The sequence below is a fragment of the uncultured Tateyamaria sp. genome (genome assembly GCF_947487805.1).
Taxonomy (GTDB): Bacteria; Pseudomonadota; Alphaproteobacteria; order Rhodobacterales; family Rhodobacteraceae; genus Tateyamaria.
In genome coordinates, this window is sequence record NZ_CANKXW010000001.1 from 1,075,894 (window position 1) to 1,091,465 (window position 15,572).

Below are 15,572 nucleotides of genomic sequence, written 5' to 3' on the forward strand. Positions count from 1 at the left end.
AAAAGGTTGAATTTTGTCCCCGCGGGGACAGCCCGATCCTCTCATCAGGAGTGCGCTCATGGCCCATGCGGTTTTGCCCCAAACAGACGTCCGACCCCAACCCAGTTGGATGAAGCGCAACAAGCTGGCGATTGCGCCGTGGATCTTTCTGATCCCCGCTCTGATCTTCTTTGCGATCTATGTCGTGATCCCGATCTTTGAATCGCTCTGGCTCAGCCTTTACGAATGGAACGGTCTCTATGATGCCGACGGCAACTCCACCGCGACATGGGTGGGCTTTGCCAACTATGCCAAGCTGTGGGACGACCCGAATTTCTGGACGTCCCTGCGCAATAACATCGCGTGGCTGGTGCTCTACATGCTGGCCGTGCCACTGGGCCTGTTCATCGCGCTGTTCCTGAACCAGACGGTGACGGGGATGCGGTTCTACAAGTCGATGTTCTTCTTTCCCTTCGTCATCTCCCAGGTCGTTGTGGGTCTGATCTTTGGCTGGTTCTACAACCCGGACTTCGGCGTGGTCGGCACGATCTGGAAGGCGATCTTCTGCGAAGAGACCACCAACATCCTCGGCAACGTGACCTTTGTGTGTTCGCGCCCCGCGCCTGACATCCTGTCGAGCCCGGAATGGGCGACCTATGGCATCATCGCCGCAGGCCTGTGGCCGCAGATTGCCTATTGCATGATCCTGTATCTCACCGGACTGAACAACGTGGCCGCAGACCAGATCGAAGCGGCGCGCCTGGATGGCGCGAAGGGGTGGAAGATGCTGTGGTACGTGGTGGTGCCGCAACTCAAGCCCGCAACCTTCATCGCGGTCGTCGTGACGGTGATCGGGGCGCTGCGGTCGTTCGACATGATCGCCATCATGACCCAGGGGGGACCGTTCGGCTCCACCAACGTGCTGTCGCACTACATGTACGAGGTCGCGATCTCGGAATATGGCGAGCGCTATGGCTATGGTTCGTCCGTGGCGACGGTTCTGTTCGGCATCATGCTGTTCTTCATCAGCTACTTCCTGTGGCGCATGTATCAAGACGAGAAGGGGGGCCGGTAAGATGTTTCCACGTCCTATTGAAAAATCCACGCCCGCCGCGCGCGCAGCCTACCAGGCGTTCCTGCCCGTTGCGCTGATCATCTGGCTGCTGCCGCTGCTCGCGATCCTGCTGACCTCGATCCGGTCGGCCAAGGACATCAACTCGGGCAACGTGTTCGGCTGGCCGTCGGAATTCGCGATCATCGAGAACTATACGGCCGTCTTCACCCAGTCGGCTGCGGCGCAGTACATGTGGAACTCCGTCCTGATCACCGTACCCACCGTTATGATTTCCGTAGCACTTGCGTGCCTCGCGGGATACGCGCTGGCGATCTACAAGTTCCGGGTGGCGCTGCCGCTGTTCTTCCTGTTCGTGGCGGGCAACTTCATCCCGTTCCAGATCCTCATGGTGCCGGTGCGCGACATGTCCGTGCAAACCGGTCTCTATGACACGATCGCGGGGCAGTTCCTGTTCCATGCGGCGTTCCAGACCGGCTTCTGTACCCTGTTTATGCGTAACTTTATCAAGGCCTTGCCGTTCGACCTGATCGAAAGCGCGCGGATCGAGGGCATCGCGGAGTGGAAGATCTTCTGGTATGTCGTCCTGCCGCTGGTGCGTCCGGCGATTGCCGCCTTGGCGGTGCTGATCTTTACCTTCGTGTGGAACGACTTTTTCTGGGCCAACGTGCTGACCCAAGGCGAAAGCGCCAAGCCGATCACGGCCGGTGTGCGGGCGCTGAATGGACAGTTCGTTAACAACTGGCACCTCGTCTCCGCAGCCTCGCTGCTGGCTGCGATCCCGCCGGTGGCCTGTTTCTTCCTTATGCAGCGGCACTTTATTGCCGGTCTGACCCTGGGGGCTGTTAAGTGATAAGATGCTGGCGGCTCGATGACGGGCGTCAGTCTTTGGTTCTCGGCTCTGACAGGGGCCGATTGGCGGAGGTCGTCTATTGGGGACCCCGCCTGCCGGACGAAGAAGACCTGACGACCCTCTATGAGGCCTATACCCTTGATGTGACGGGCGGAATGCTGGATGCGAATCCTGAACTCAGCATCTGTCCAGAGGCCACGCGGTCCTTTCCGGGACAGCCCGGCCTGATCATCCGTGACGGGGACGGCACGCCGTTCCTGCCCAAGTTCTGTCTGGAACAGGCGGATCTGGGCGACGGCGTTCTGGTGCTGACCTATCTGGATCAGGACCGGACGCTGACCTATCGCGCGCGGTTCGCCATCGATCCTGCGACCCATATCATCGAGGCCAGCGCCGAGGTGGAGGCCGACCGGCCCATGCACCTGCACTGGCTGTCGGCCCCGGTGTTTCCGGCGCCGCAGCTGGCGGATGAGATGATCGATTTCGCGGGCCGCTGGTGTGGCGAATTCCAGATGAACCGCACGCCGTGGTCGCCGGGCATCCGATATCGCGAGAACCGCACGGGCCGGACGGGGCACGAACACTTCCCTGGCCTGATCGTGCCGGTTCGGGGCGCGTCGAATGCGTCGGGCCACGCCTATGCGTTCCATTATGGCTGGTCCGGTGGGCACCGTATGGTCGCCGAGGAATTGCCCGATGGCCGCCGCCAGATCCAGTTCGGGCACGCGGCGCGGGTCGAGGGATCGGCGCAGACATCCTTTGCCACGGGCAAGCTTTATGCCGTGTTTTCGGATGATGGTCTGAACGGCTGTGCGGTGGCGTTCCAGCGCCATTTGCGCGACCGGATTGTCACCTTCCCCCGGCCCGATGCGCCGCGCCCGGTGCATTACAACTGTTGGGAAGCGGTCTATTTCGATCACAATCTGAATGAGTTGAAGGACATTGCCGAACGTGCCGCCAAGCTGGGCGCGGAGCGCTTTGTTCTGGATGACGGATGGTTTGGCAACCGCGATGACGACACGCAGGCGTTGTCGGATTGGGAGGTTGATCCGAGGAAATATCCCGATGGTCTGACGCCGCTGATCGATCACGTCAAATCGCTGGGCATGACCTTTGGCATCTGGTTCGAGCCGGAGATGATCAATCCGAACTCGGATATCTTCCGCGCGCATCCCGATTGGGCGCTGGGGGGCGAGGATCAGATCATGGGCCGTCAGCAGATGGCGCTGAACATGGCCCTGCCTGCGGTGCAGTCGTTCCTGTTTGCGCGCATCAGCGACATCCTGAGCCGCCACGACATCGAGTATATCAAGTGGGACCACAACCGCGTGCTGCCGATGCCCGATGCGGCGCAAACGCGGGGGTCCTATACGTTGCTGGACCGGTTGCGGCGCGAGTTTCCACATGTGGAGATTGAAAGCTGTGCCTCGGGGGGCGGGCGGATCGATTTCGGCATCATGGAGCGGACGCAGCGTGTGTGGCTGAGCGACAGCAATGACGCGGTCGAGCGGCTGCGCATTCAGCACAATGCGTCGATTTTCCTGCCGATGGCGGTGACCGGGTCCCATGTGGGCCCGCGCACGTGCCACACCTCGGGGCGCACGCTGGACATCCGGTTCCGGGCCTGGGTGGCCGCACAGCGGCACATGGGGTTCGAGATGGACCCGCGCGAGTTGACGGATGAGGAAGCGGGCGTTCTGACGGACGTGACCGCGTGGTGGAAGGGCAACCGCGACTGGATGACGCGCGCGGATATCCTGCGCCTCGACAGTGCGGACCCGGCGGTGTTTGCCGAGCAGCATCTTGAGGAAGGCGGCGGGCAGTTCGTTGTTTTCGCGGGCAAATCCGCGACGAGCGATCAGATCGCGCCACGGCCCCTGCGGCTGACGCGGCTGAGCCCCGAGGCCAAGTACCGGGTGGAGTTGATCAACCGCGAGGATGTAGATCAGCTGTCGCGCGGGCAAAATGCGCTCAAGACCGGGCCGTTCGTGGTGAGCGGGGCGTATTTGATGTACCATGGCCTGACATTGCCGTGGAGTTTTCCGGAACGGATGTGGGTCATCAAGGGCGACCTTGCCTGACCTGCCAGAGAGAGTTGAGCCATGAAAGACATTGCCACATTCCACGACCTTGCCGGGGCTTCGGTGTTCATCACCGGGGGCGGTTCAGGCATTGGCGCGTCGCTGACCGAGGGGTTTATCGAGCAGGGCGCCAAGGTGGCCTTTGTCGGGCGGTCGGATGCGACGGAATTTTGCGACGAGATGGAGGCCAAGCACGGGGTGCGGCCGTTGTTCATGCAGTGTGACATCACCGATACCGACCTGCTGAAGGCGTGCATCGATCAGGCGGCGGAGGCGCATGGGCCGATCACGGTGCTGGTGAACAACGCGGCCAATGACAAGCGGCATGCGACGCTGGATGTGGACAGCGAATTCTGGGACTGGATGATTGCGATCAACCTCAAGGCCTATTTCTTTGCCTGTCAGGCGGTTGTGCCGGGCATGCGTGCGGCGGGCGGCGGGTCGATCATCAACTTTTCGTCCGTGAGCTACATGATGGGGAATGCGGGCTATCCGATCTATACGGCGGCCAACAGCGGCATCACGGGCATGAGCCGCAGCCTCGCGCGCGAGTTCGGGCCCGACAAGATCCGGGTGAACGCGCTGGCGCCGGGCTGGGTGCTGACGCAGAAACAGCTGGACATGTGGGCCACGCCCGAGGGGCTGGAGGCGCATATGGACCGGCAGTGTCTGAAAGAACATCTTGAGCCGCGCGACATCGTGGGCACGACCCTGTTCATGGCCTCTGAGGCCAGCCGGATGATGACCGGTCAGGCCATGGTGGTGGACGGCGGCGTGGTGGTGACGGGCTGATGGCGGATGTGGCGTGGATCGCGGTGGACTGGGGCACGACGCAGCTGCGCGCGTGGCTGATGGGCCGCGATGGCGTCGTGCTGGACCGTCGGCAATCAGGGCGCGGCATGGGCGGGCTGGATCGCGACGGGTTTCAGCCTGCGCTGCTGGCGCTGATCGGTGACGTGCTGCCCGCGCCCGTGCTGGCTTGCGGCATGGTCGGATCGCGGCAGGGCTGGCAAGAGGCCCCTTATGCCACCACCCCTTGCACCCCGCCGGGTGCAGCAGAGGCCGTGCAGGTACCTGACACGGATTTGAACGTGCGCATCCTGCCGGGTGTCAAACAGGACAGACCCGCCGACGTCATGCGCGGCGAGGAGACCCAGATTGCGGGCTATCTGGCCACCTATCCGCAGTTCGACGGCGTCATCTGCCTGCCGGGCACCCATACCAAGTGGGTGCATGTCAGCGCGGGCGAAATCGTCAGCTTTCGGACGGCCATGACGGGGGAGATGTTCTCGCTCTTGTCCACGCAATCGGTGCTGCGCCATTCGGTGGGCGGCGGCTGGGACAAGGCGAGCTTTGACGCGGGCGTTGATCAGGCGCTGTCGCGGCCCGAGGCGCTGGCCGCGTCGCTCTTTTCGCTGCGGGCCGAAGGGCTGCTGGCCGGTCTCAACCCCGATGCCGCACGCGCGCGTCTGTCCGGGTTGTTGATCGGGGCCGAACTGGCCGCGATGCGGCCCTATTGGCTGGGCCAGCAGGTTGCGATGATCGGGGCCGAGGCGCTGAGCCGCGCCTATATCACCGCGCTGGAGGCGCAGGGCGTGCCGACCCACATGGCGGGCGTCGAGGAAATGACATTGGCAGGCCTGACCGCCGCCTACACCCAGATTTACGGAGAGGCCGCATGAGCCGAGAGATTATTGCCATCCTGCGTGGCATCACCCCGGATGAGGCCGTCCCGGTCGCAGACGCGCTGGTCGATGCCGGGATCACCCGGATCGAAGTGCCGCTGAACTCGCCCGATCCCTTTGACAGCATTGGCAAAATGCTGGACGCCCATGGCGATGCCGCGATGATCGGCGCGGGCACCGTTCTGGATGTGTGCGACGTTGAACGCCTGCACGAGATGGGCGCGCACATGGTGGTGTCGCCCGATGCCAATGCCAGCGTGATCGTGGCCACGAAACAGGCGGGGATGCTGTCCTTTCCGGGGGTGATGACGCCCACCGAATGCTTTGCCGCGCTGCATGCGGGGGCGGATGGGCTGAAGCTGTTTCCCGCGTCCCTTTTGGGTGTCGAGGGCCTCAAAGCCATTGGCGCGGTCTTGCCCAAGGGCACCAAGACCTATGCCGTGGGCGGTGTGGGGCCTGCAAATTTCGCGGACTGGTTTGCCGCCGGTATAACCGGGTTTGGCATCGGGTCGGCGCTTTATAAACCGGGGATGTCCGTGGCGGATGTGGCGAGCCGTGCCGCCGACATGGTCGCTGCCTACGACGCGGGCCAATGACCGGCGCGCAGGTGGCGGTGTTCGACGACCAGCGCTGTGCGCTGGGCGAGGGGCCGATCTGGCACCCTGAACGCAAAGCCTTATTCTGGTTTGATATTCTGGGAAAGACGCTCTTTGCCAAGGGCGAGACGCGGCAGGCGTGGCAGTTTGACGAATATGTCTCTGCCGCCGGATGGGTCGACCATGACACGCTGTTGATGGCGTCGGCCACGGGGCTGTGGCGGTTTGATATTACCACCGGCGCGCGCGATCTGGTTGTCGGGCTGGAGGCGGACAATGCGGTCACGCGGTCCAATGACGGGCGCGCCGATCCGCAAGGTGGCTTCTGGATCGGGACGATGGGTGTGGGTGCAGAGCCGCACGCCGGGGCGATCTATCGGTTTTATCGCGGAGAGTTGCGGCAGCTCTTTGACCGGATCACGATATCCAACGCGATCTGTTTTGCCGCTGACGGGCGGACGGCCTATTTCACCGACACGTTTTCGCAGCGTATTCAGCGGGTTGCGCTGGATGCTGACGGCTGGCCTGCGGGCGCGCCGGAGGCGTTCATTGACCTGCGCGCTGACGGGTTGAACCCGGATGGCTGTGTGGTGGATGCGGGCGGAAACCTGTGGAACGCGCAATGGGGTGTGGGGCGGGTGGCCTGTTATGGTGCGGATGGCGCGTTCCTGCGCAGCATTGCCTTGCCCGCGAGCCAGACGACCTGTCCGGCCTTTGATGGCACGCGGATGTTTGTCACCTCTGCCGCGCAGGGTGCGGACGAGCGCCAAGGCGGCATGACCTTTGAAATCGAGGCTGGCGTGATGGGCCAGCGGGAACATCAGGTGATCCTATGAAGCGGACCTTGGGCGTTTGTTATTACCCCGAACACTGGCCAGAGGCGCAGTGGGCCGAGGATGCCGCGCGGATGGCCGATCTGGGCCTGACATGGGTGCGCATTGGTGAGTTCGCGTGGAAGCGGATGGAGCCGGTGGAGGGCACCTATGACTGGGGTTGGTTGGACCGCGCGATCGAGACATTGGGGGCCGCGGGGCTCAAGGTTGTGCTGGGCACGCCCACGGCCACGCCGCCTGCCTGGGTCGTGGCCAAGCATCCGGGCATGTTGCCTGTGGATGCAGAGGGGCGCGTGCGCGGCTACGGGTCGCGACGGCATTACTGTTTTTCCCATGCGGGATATCTGGAGGAGTGCCGCCGGATCGTGACGGCGATGGCCAAGCGATACGGGCGCAACGGGCACGTCGCTGCGTGGCAGACGGACAATGAGTATAGCTGTCACGACACGGTGCTGAGCTATTCCGATGCCGCGCGCGATGCGTTCCGCGACTGGCTGCGGGCGCAGTTTCCGGGGGCGGGCAATGACGGGGATATCGCGGCGCTGAACGCGGCCTGGGGCAATGTGTTCTGGTCGATGGATTACGACGATTTCGATCAGATTGGCCTGCCCAACCTGACCGTAACAGAGGTGAACCCGGCGCATGCCCATGCGTTCCGGCGGTTTGCGTCCGATCAGGTGGTGGCGTTCAACCGGGCGCAGGTGGATATTCTGCGGGCCCATTCGGATGCGCCGATTGCGCACAACTACATGGGGCGGATCACGGATTTCGACCACTTCAAGGTGGGTGCGGATCTGGATATCGCGTCGTGGGATTCCTATCCTCTGGGGTTTCTGGAGGACCGGTCGGGGGCTGGTGACGCGCATCAGCGTGCCTATGCGCGACAGGGGGATCCGGATTTTCAGGCCTTTCACCATGATCTCTATCGTGCCGTGGGGCGTGAGGGCCGTTGGTGGGTGATGGAGCAGCAGCCCGGCCCGGTGAACTGGGCGCCGTACAATCCGGCCCCCTTGCCGGGTATGGTGCGGTTGTGGACGTGGGAGGCCTTTGCCCATGGGGCGGAGGCGGTGTGCTATTTCCGCTGGCGTCAGGCGCCGTTTGCGCAGGAGCAGATGCATGCCGGCCTGTTGCGCCCCGATTCCGCGGAGGCCGAGGCGTTTGGTGAGGCCCGGCAGGTGATGGCAGAGCTGGCAGGGTCGCCGGATGTGGAGGTGGCGCAGGCGCCTGTTGCGATCCTGTTCGACTACGATGCCGATGCGGCCTGGGCGGTGCAGCCGCACGGGGCGGGGCTGAGCTATTTCGGGCTGGTATTTGACTGGTACCGGGCGTGCCGCAAGCTGGGGCTGTCGGTGGATATCGTTCCGGTGACGTGCCGCGATTTTGACGGGTATGATCTGGTGCTGGCGCCGGGGTTGATGCACATGGCGGAAGATCTAAAAACCGCGCTGGAGGCGGCGGAGGGTCAGGTGATCGTGGGGCCGCGGTCGGGCGCGCGGGATGCGCATTTCTGCATCCCCACGCCTCTGCCGCCCGCGTGGCCGGGCAGTGATCTGGCCGTGTCGCGGGTGCAGTCGATGCGACCTGACATGCCGCTCGATGTGGCGGGGGGTGGTCAGATCATCGGCTATCTTGAACAGCTTGAGGGCGGTAGCGACGTCGTGATGACGACCGAAGAGGGCGCGCCGGTGGCGGTGCGCTGCGGTGCGCGCACGGTCTATGTAGGCGGCTGGGGCGATGATGACGCGCATATGCGCCTGATCCGCGAACTGGCCCCCGCGCTTGAGACAGTGGAGATGCCCGAAGGGGTGCGCCGCCGCGCGGCGGGGGGCGAGGAGTTCTGGTTCAACTATGCGGCCCACGCGGCCCAGGTCGACGGGCAACTCCTGCCGCCCGCCGGTGTCTTACGCAAACAGCGGTGATCAGCCGCGTGCGGTGCTGAGCCAGCCCAGGGTCGCGTCGGTGTCGCCGCCGGGTTTGTATTCCGCACCCAGCGGCGCGGGCCAGGCGGCCAGATGGGCAAAGATCGTAGCGTAGTCCAACTCTCCGTGATCGGGCGCACCCCGGTCGGGCACGGAGGCGAACTGGATATGGCCGATCAGGTCGTGCAGGTCATCGAGCCGGGTGAGGATGTCGCCCTCGGTCCGGCCCACGTGGTAGCAGTCGAACATCAGCTTGAGATTGGGCGCGCCCACCTCGGTGATCAGGGCGCGCGCCTGATCGGTCGTTTGCAGGAAATAGCCGGGCGCATCGTGGCGGTTCAGCGGCTCGATCAGGATCTTGCGAGACGTCGCCGCGCAGGCATGGCGCAGGTTGTCCACAAAGGTCGCATGCGCCTGCGCGCCACTGGCAAAGCCGCACATGACGTGGATCGCGCCCGCATCCACAACATCGGCATAGGCAATCGCCTGATCAATGGCGGCGCGCGCGTCAGCCACGCGGTCGGGCAGGGCGGCCAGCCCGTTTTCACCCGCCGCCACATCGCCGCGCGACGTGTTCAGGCCCAGCATGGGCAGGCCGGTGGCGTCTAGGGCGGCACGCACATCCGCGGCGGGCGTGTCATAGGGCCAGTGGCATTCCACCGCGTCAAAGCCGGCGGCGTGGGCCGCGTGGATCGCATCGGGCAACGGGCGGTCGGCCCAGAGAAATCCGAGATTGGCGGAAAATTTCATGTGTTCTCTCCGGGCAGGGTCAGGCCTGCGTTGCGGGCATAAACCTTGGCTACGGCGGCGTCATCCTCGCCACCCAGTCCCATCCCGGCGGCGGCGACGAACTGTTGCAGCGCCACGGCGGTGATCGGCGCGCTGAACTGCGCGGATTTCGCGATGTCCAGCACGATACCCAGATCCTTGGGCCAGATGTTGACCGAACTGTGGGGGGTGTAGTCCCCGGCCACGATATGCGGCGCGCGGTTTTCGAGCATCCAGCTGGAGCCTGCGCATTTGCTGATGACCTCGACGAACTGCGCAGGGTCAACGCCCTGGGTCATGCCAAAGGTTAACGCCTCGGCCATGGTGGCGATGTGCACACCAGCGAGCAGTTGGTTGACGGCCTTCATCGCGGAGCCGGGGCCTGCGACATCGCCCAGCCGGAACACGGTTTCGGCGGTGGCCTCAAGGATGCCTGCGGCGGCGTCAAAGGCGGCGGGGGTGCCTGCGGCCATGATCGACAGTGCGCCCTGGGCGGCCTTGACCGATCCGCCAGAGATCGGCGCGTCCAGATAGTGGACGCCGTGCGCCTCGCAGCGCGCCGCCATGTCACGGGCAAAATCCGGGGGCACGGTGGCGCAGGCCATGACGACCGCGCCCTTTTGCAGCCGTGGCACCACGCCGTCCGCACCAAAAAGGACAGTTTCGGTCTGGGCCGCGTTCAGCACCACGACGATCACCGCATCAAGCGTGCCCGCGACCTCGGCCAGCGTGCCCGGCGCGCCGCCGTCTGCGCGGAAGCGGTCCACCTGTGCGGCGGCCACGTCAAAGCCGTGGGTGACGTGGCCAGCGGCAAGGCAGGACGTGGCGATGCCATATCCCATCGAGCCAAGGCCGATGACTGCGGTGGTGTGGGGCATGGTCGTCTCCTGCGGTGCGGTTTGCGCTATCATGGGCATTGACCGGCAAAGGGCAAGGGACGTGATGGCCCCGGCGGTGTCCTCCGCCGGGGCCCCGTGTTCAGGTGTCAGACAAAGGACACGCCATTGTCGGCCATGGGCAGGCTGGCGACATGCAGATCGCTGGCCGCGGCGATGGCGTTGGCCAGTGCCGGGGCGGCAGGCGGTGTGCCCGGTTCGCCCACGCCTGTGGGCGCTTCGGCGCTGTTGACGATGTGGACGTCGATGGCGGCGATGTCGCTGATGCGCAGGGGTTCGTAGTCGGGAAAGTTGAACTGGTCCACGACACCGCCCGTCAGCGTGATCCGGTCACGCATGTTGTGGCCGATGCCGTAGCCTATGCCGCCTTCCATCTGCGCCTTGATCACGTCGGGGTTCACGGCCACGCCGCAATCGACGGCGCAGGTGACTTTCTCGATCCGCACGCCGTCGGTGGCGTTGCCCGAGATTTCCACGACCTCGGCCACGTAGGAGCCGAAGGACTTGTGCACGGCGATGCCCTGACTGTGCCCGGCGGGGGCGTTGCCCCAGCCCGCCTTTTCCGCCGCCATGCGCAGGACACCCGCCTTGCGCTGTTGATCGGCCCCGTCGCCCGCCAGATAGGTCAGGCGGAAGTCCACGGGGTCGAGACCTGCGGCGCGCGCGGCCATGTCCATCATCACCTCCATCACATAGGCGGTGTGGGTGTGGCCCACGGCCCGCCACCACAGGGTGCTGGTGGCCTTTTCGGTGTCGGTCAGGCCAAAGGCCGCGCCGGGGATCCGGTAGGGGCTGTCATAGGTGCCTTCGACCGAGGAATGGTCGACGCCGTCCTGGACGCTGAACGCCTCGAACGCAGTGCCTTTCATGATCGACTGGCCCGCGATGCGGTGGTCCCAGCCGACGATCCTGCCCTGCGTGTCTAGGCCCACGCGGACCTTGTGGCCAAAGGCGGGGCGGTAATAGCCCGATCGCAGGTCATCCTCGCGCGACCAGACAAGGTGCACGGGCCGGGTGCGGTCGGTGAGGACAAAGGCCAGCGCCGCCTCGACCTGATAATCGGCGGTCGGGGTGGCCCGGCGGCCAAAGGAGCCGCCCGCGAGCATTGTGTTGATCTGCACCTTGTCCATGGGCAGTCCGAAGATTTCCGCGAGCGCCATGTGTGGCCCTGTTGGGAACTGGCAGCCGTCATGCAGCAGGATGCCGCCATCGTCGGTTTGTTCGATGGTGCAGTTGAGCGGCTCCATCGGGGCGTGGGCCAGGAGGGGAAAGTAGAACGTGTTTTCAACGACCTGTGCCGCGCCGTCTATGGCGTCATGGGTGGCGGCGGTGTCGGCCTTGTTCACGTTGTAGGTGGGTTCGGCCTCGAGGGCGGCGCGGATTTCGGCCTCGATTTCGTCCGAGCTGCGGGTTTCGGCGGCGGAGGTGTCCCAATCGACCACCAGCGCGTCGCGCGCCTGCATGGCGGCCCATGTGTGTTCGGCATAGACCACGACGCCTGCGTTGTTGGGCAGGGTGGCAGCGCGGATGAACCCTTTGATCCCGCGCGCGCCGCTGTCGTCAAAGCCCGCGACGGTGGCGCGCTGCTGTTCGGGGCGGGCGATCATCGCGACCATCTGGTTGGGCAAGTTGACGTCCATGGCGAACATGGCGGTGCCGTTGCCCTTGATCGCGCTGTCCACGCGGCGGACGTCCGGGTTGCCGATAAGGCGCAGTTCGGAGACGTCCTTGAGTTTGGGCTCCGCGGGCGCGTCGAGGCTGGCGGCGGTGGCGACGAAATCACCCAGAGGCGCGGATTTGCCTGCGCCGGTGATCATGCCCTCAGCCAGTGTCAGCGCGCTTGCCTCCACGCCCCAGTCCTGGGCGGCAGCGGCGATCAGCATCTCGCGCGCGGCGGCCCCGGCGGTGCGGTATTGCAGGTAGGAGTTGGCCATGGCTGTGGAGCCACCCGTGCCCTGGAACGGGCCGAAGAGCGTGTTGTTATAGAGCGTCGCATCGGAGGGCGCGAATTCGTACCCGATCTGATCCATGCGCAGGCCCATTTCCTCGGCGATGAGGGTGGTGAGGCCGGTGGCGGGGCCTTGCCCCTTTTCGAAATGCTTTACAATCGCCGTGACGCTGCCATCGGCGCCGATCTTGACGAAAGGGTTCATCATTTGCGCATCGCCAGAGGCCGCGATGGCCCCGTCCGGGCGCACACCCACCAGAAGGATCGCGCCTGCGGCAGCAGCGCCCTGAAGAAAACCGCGTCGGGTTGCGTTGAGGGTCATGGTCACGCCTCCAGAATGTCAGCGGCGCGTTGGATGCCCGCGCGGATACGTTGATAGGTGGCGCAGCGGCAGGCGTTGCCCCACATATAATCGTCGATCTCCTGCGCCGAAGGCTTGGGGTTCTCGCTGAGCAGGCCCACGGCGGACATGATCTGGCCCGACTGGCAGTAGCCGCATTGCACCACATCCAGTTCGACCCATGCCTGTTGCACGGCCGCGCCGATGCGGTCCTCGGCCATGGCTTCGATCGTGGTGACCTCGGCGCCTTCGACGTCTTCGATATAGGTCTGGCAGGAGCGCACGGGCGCGCCGTCCAGGTGCACGGTGCAGGCCCCGCAGGAGGCCACGCCGCAGCCGAATTTCGTGCCCGTCATCTTCAGTTCATCGCGGATCACCCACAAGAGCGGGGTGCCGGGGTCGGCATCGACCGCGTGGGTCTTGCCGTTGAGTTTCAGTGAAATGGCCATTCTGGGTCTCCCTCATCTGGGTTGCCTGCGCAAAGCATCGCGATACCCGTCATGATAGTGCGATTTCGCCATCTGTAAACTGGTGAGTTTACATTGGCGCAATTTGCGAGACGGTTTGACCGCGGCCCCTGAATGTTTCAAAGCTGGGCCATGACCACGACGCCGCCAGAACCGATGTCCAAACGTGCGCTGATCCTTGAGGCGGGCGTGCGGGAATTTCAGGCCAAGGGCTTTGCTGCGGCCAGCATGGATCAGGTGTCGGCGCGGGCGGGCGTGTCCAAGCGGACGGTCTACAAGCACTTTGAAAGCAAGGAAAATCTGTTCCTGTCGATTGTCGAGACGCTGTCGGCGCGGTTGACGGATACGCTGGACATCACCTTTGTGCCCGGTGAGCCGGTGCGCGCGCAGCTGCGTGCGCTGGCCATGGCAGAGGGGCGCATCCTGACCTCGCCCGATACGATGGCAATGTCGCGCATGTTGATCAGCGAGACTTTGCGCGACCCGGCACTGGCGCAGGCCGGGCAGGGCAAACTGGGCAAGACGACCGTGTTTGCCGACATGCTGCGCGCCGCGGACGCGGACGGACAGTTGCGCGTGCCCGACCCGCAAGCCGCGGCGGAAGAGTTCGTGGCGCTGATCAAGGCCAAGGCGTTCTGGCCGGTGATCTTCGGGGCCGACATCGTGTCGCCCGAAGAAATGGAGCGCATTGCAGAAACGAGCGTGGATATCATCCTGTCCCATTACGCGGTGCGCCATGATTGAACCGGCCGGGTCAGCGGACAGCGCGGGACCCTGAGACCGGCCCGCCAGCCGACGGGGCAAAGCCGCGTTCACCCCGAAAACCGGGCCGGTCACGGCCATCTATCTTTTTGTTTTCATAACAAAATCACCGCTTGCATCCGCGCGTCACCGGAGGGTTCCGTGGGGCGTCAGGTGTCGCGGTGGTTTCATGACATGGTGGGGGCAAAGATGCCCAAGGGGCGGATGTCGGCGATGTGGTGACAAAGGTTGACGTTCGGGAATCTATCGGCAGTCTAGGCGGACAGACCCACGCAGTCGGAGCATACCGGCCGGGTCACACACCTTATGGGAGAGTATCCAGATGTTGAAGAAACTCAAAATCAGCGCGGCCGTGATGGCCGGCGCACTTCTGACGGCGCCGATTGCGACCGCGCAGGAGTTTATCTCGATCGGGACGGGTGGCGTCACGGGCGTCTATTATCCGACGGGCGGTGCCATCTGCCGTCTGGTGAACAAGTCGCGCAAGGAACACGGCATTCGCTGTGCGGTGGAATCGACCGGTGGGTCGGTCTACAACATCAACACCATCAAGGGTGGCGAGCTGGAATTCGGCGTGGCCCAGTCCGACTGGCAGTACCATGCCTATAACGGCACGTCGAAATTCGAGGGCGATGCGGCATTCCCCGGCATCCGTGCCGTGATGTCGGTACACCCAGAGCCCTTTACCCTGATCGTGCGCGGCGACAGCGGCATCACCGGGTTCGAGGACCTCAAGGGCAAGCGCGTCAACGTGGGCAACCCCGGTTCCGGTCAGCGCGCGACGATGGAAGTCGTGATGGATGCGTTTGGTATCGGCATGGGTGATCTGGCGCTGGCGACCGAGTACAAGGGCTCGGAAATGGCCAAGCAGCTGTGTGACGGCAATATCGACGCGATGATCTACACCATCGGTCACCCCGCCGCCGCCATCAAGGAAGCGACCACCACATGTGACGCGCAACTGGTGTCCGTGACGGGCGCGCCCATCGACAAGCTGGTGGCCGACAACCCGTTCTACCGCGTGGCGACCATTCCGGGCGGCATGTACAAGGGTACCGACGGTGACACCACGACATTCGGCGTGGGAGCGACCTTTGTGACATCGGCGGACGTGCCCGAGGACACGGTTTATGTCGTGGCCAAGGCGGTGATGGAGAACATCGACGACTTCCGCGGGCTGCACCCTGCCTTTGCCAACCTTGACCCCGAACAGATGGTCAAGGACGGTCTGTCCGCCCCGCTGCACCCCGGTGCGGAGAAGGCGTACAAAGAGCTGGGTCTGATCGACTGAGCCACACCAATGCAGCGCCCGGGGATCTCCCCGGGCGTTTTGCCATGACGACACAGCCAGCAGACGGGTGCCAAACGCCCGC

14 protein-coding genes are annotated in these 15,572 nt (G+C 64.4%); 10 read left to right on the forward strand and 4 right to left on the reverse strand.

All coding sequences use genetic code 11. The features are described 5' to 3' along the window. Positions 1-58: 58 nt before the first annotated feature. Genes Q0949_RS05405 through Q0949_RS05440 form a run of 8 tightly spaced genes read left to right on the forward strand, consistent with a single transcriptional unit; the run spans position 59 to position 9,018 of the window. On the forward strand, positions 59-1,054 hold the full coding sequence (locus tag Q0949_RS05405; RefSeq protein ID WP_299369338.1) for a sugar ABC transporter permease: 996 nt from the start codon (positions 59-61) through the stop codon (positions 1,052-1,054). A gap of 1 nt (position 1,055) precedes the next feature. Beyond that, on the forward strand, positions 1,056-1,904 hold the full coding sequence (locus tag Q0949_RS05410) for a carbohydrate ABC transporter permease (RefSeq protein ID WP_299369340.1): 849 nt from the start codon (positions 1,056-1,058) through the stop codon (positions 1,902-1,904). Continuing rightward, the gene (locus tag Q0949_RS05415) at positions 1,901-3,985 is read left to right on the forward strand and encodes an alpha-galactosidase (protein WP_299369342.1); all 2,085 of its coding nucleotides are present in this window, start codon (positions 1,901-1,903) and stop codon (positions 3,983-3,985) included. The genes Q0949_RS05410 and Q0949_RS05415 overlap by 4 nt, the downstream gene beginning before the upstream one ends. A gap of 21 nt (positions 3,986-4,006) precedes the next feature. Further along, positions 4,007-4,777: an SDR family oxidoreductase gene (locus Q0949_RS05420; protein ID WP_299369344.1), complete on the forward strand. Its 771-nt coding sequence runs from the start codon at positions 4,007-4,009 to the stop codon at positions 4,775-4,777. Continuing rightward, the gene (locus Q0949_RS05425) at positions 4,777-5,667 is read left to right on the forward strand and encodes a 2-dehydro-3-deoxygalactonokinase (RefSeq protein WP_299369346.1); all 891 of its coding nucleotides are present in this window, start codon (positions 4,777-4,779) and stop codon (positions 5,665-5,667) included. The genes Q0949_RS05420 and Q0949_RS05425 overlap by 1 nt, the downstream gene beginning before the upstream one ends. Beyond that, positions 5,664-6,266, forward strand: coding sequence for a 2-dehydro-3-deoxy-6-phosphogalactonate aldolase (locus Q0949_RS05430; RefSeq protein ID WP_299369348.1), 603 nt, complete (start codon positions 5,664-5,666; stop codon positions 6,264-6,266). The genes Q0949_RS05425 and Q0949_RS05430 overlap by 4 nt, the downstream gene beginning before the upstream one ends. Beyond that, positions 6,263-7,102: an SMP-30/gluconolactonase/LRE family protein gene (locus Q0949_RS05435; protein WP_299369350.1), complete on the forward strand. Its 840-nt coding sequence runs from the start codon at positions 6,263-6,265 to the stop codon at positions 7,100-7,102. Before Q0949_RS05430 ends, Q0949_RS05435 begins: the two co-directional genes overlap by 4 nt. Continuing rightward, positions 7,099-9,018 carry a beta-galactosidase gene (locus tag Q0949_RS05440; protein WP_299369352.1) on the forward strand — a complete coding sequence of 640 codons (1,920 nt, stop codon included), beginning with the start codon at positions 7,099-7,101 and terminating at the stop codon, positions 9,016-9,018. Before Q0949_RS05435 ends, Q0949_RS05440 begins: the two co-directional genes overlap by 4 nt. Here Q0949_RS05440 and Q0949_RS05445 read toward each other — a convergent pair whose 3' ends face one another. From Q0949_RS05445 to Q0949_RS05460, 4 genes are all read right to left on the reverse strand, one after another. Further along, the gene (locus Q0949_RS05445; protein ID WP_299369354.1) at positions 9,019-9,768 is read right to left on the reverse strand and encodes a TIM barrel protein; all 750 of its coding nucleotides are present in this window, start codon (positions 9,766-9,768) and stop codon (positions 9,019-9,021) included. After that, entirely contained in the window at positions 9,765-10,664 is a 900-nt protein-coding gene (gene ltnD / locus Q0949_RS05450; RefSeq protein WP_299369356.1) for an L-threonate dehydrogenase, read from the reverse strand. The genes Q0949_RS05445 and ltnD overlap by 4 nt, the downstream gene beginning before the upstream one ends. A 107-nt stretch (positions 10,665-10,771) precedes the next feature. Next, entirely contained in the window at positions 10,772-12,952 is a 2,181-nt protein-coding gene (locus Q0949_RS05455) for a molybdopterin cofactor-binding domain-containing protein (RefSeq protein ID WP_299369358.1), read from the reverse strand. A gap of 2 nt (positions 12,953-12,954) precedes the next feature. Then, on the reverse strand, positions 12,955-13,419 hold the full coding sequence (locus Q0949_RS05460) for a (2Fe-2S)-binding protein (RefSeq protein ID WP_299369360.1): 465 nt from the start codon (positions 13,417-13,419) through the stop codon (positions 12,955-12,957). Positions 13,420-13,569: 150 nt separating this feature from the next. On the opposite strand from Q0949_RS05460, the gene Q0949_RS05465 reads away from it, so the two are divergent. Then, positions 13,570-14,181 (forward strand): TetR/AcrR family transcriptional regulator, encoded by a 612-nt coding sequence (locus tag Q0949_RS05465; protein WP_299369362.1) that lies wholly within the window; start codon positions 13,570-13,572, stop codon positions 14,179-14,181. A gap of 340 nt (positions 14,182-14,521) precedes the next feature. Then, the gene (locus Q0949_RS05470) at positions 14,522-15,490 is read left to right on the forward strand and encodes a TAXI family TRAP transporter solute-binding subunit (RefSeq protein WP_299369364.1); all 969 of its coding nucleotides are present in this window, start codon (positions 14,522-14,524) and stop codon (positions 15,488-15,490) included. Positions 15,491-15,572 lie beyond the last annotated feature (82 nt).

Excerpts from the sequence above, each read along its gene's own strand:
- Q0949_RS05405 (WP_299369338.1), top strand. The coding sequence starts at position 59 with ATGGCCCATGCGGTTTTGCCCCAAACAGACGTCCGACCCCAACCCAGT.
- Q0949_RS05410 (WP_299369340.1), top strand. The coding sequence starts at position 1,056 with ATGTTTCCACGTCCTATTGAAAAATCCACGCCCGCCGCGCGCGCAGCC.
- Q0949_RS05420 (WP_299369344.1), top strand. The coding sequence starts at position 4,007 with ATGAAAGACATTGCCACATTCCACGACCTTGCCGGGGCTTCGGTGTTC.
- Q0949_RS05425 (WP_299369346.1), top strand. The coding sequence starts at position 4,777 with ATGGCGGATGTGGCGTGGATCGCGGTGGACTGGGGCACGACGCAGCTG.
- Q0949_RS05430 (WP_299369348.1), top strand. The coding sequence starts at position 5,664 with ATGAGCCGAGAGATTATTGCCATCCTGCGTGGCATCACCCCGGATGAG.
- Q0949_RS05435 (WP_299369350.1), top strand. The coding sequence starts at position 6,263 with ATGACCGGCGCGCAGGTGGCGGTGTTCGACGACCAGCGCTGTGCGCTG.
- Q0949_RS05440 (WP_299369352.1), top strand. The coding sequence starts at position 7,099 with ATGAAGCGGACCTTGGGCGTTTGTTATTACCCCGAACACTGGCCAGAG.
- Q0949_RS05445 (WP_299369354.1), bottom strand. The coding sequence starts at position 9,768 with ATGAAATTTTCCGCCAATCTCGGATTTCTCTGGGCCGACCGCCCGTTG.
- ltnD (WP_299369356.1), bottom strand. The coding sequence starts at position 10,664 with ATGCCCCACACCACCGCAGTCATCGGCCTTGGCTCGATGGGATATGGC.
- Q0949_RS05455 (WP_299369358.1), bottom strand. The coding sequence starts at position 12,952 with ATGACCCTCAACGCAACCCGACGCGGTTTTCTTCAGGGCGCTGCTGCC.
- Q0949_RS05460 (WP_299369360.1), bottom strand. The coding sequence starts at position 13,419 with ATGGCCATTTCACTGAAACTCAACGGCAAGACCCACGCGGTCGATGCC.
- Q0949_RS05465 (WP_299369362.1), top strand. The coding sequence starts at position 13,570 with ATGACCACGACGCCGCCAGAACCGATGTCCAAACGTGCGCTGATCCTT.
- Q0949_RS05470 (WP_299369364.1), top strand. The coding sequence starts at position 14,522 with ATGTTGAAGAAACTCAAAATCAGCGCGGCCGTGATGGCCGGCGCACTT.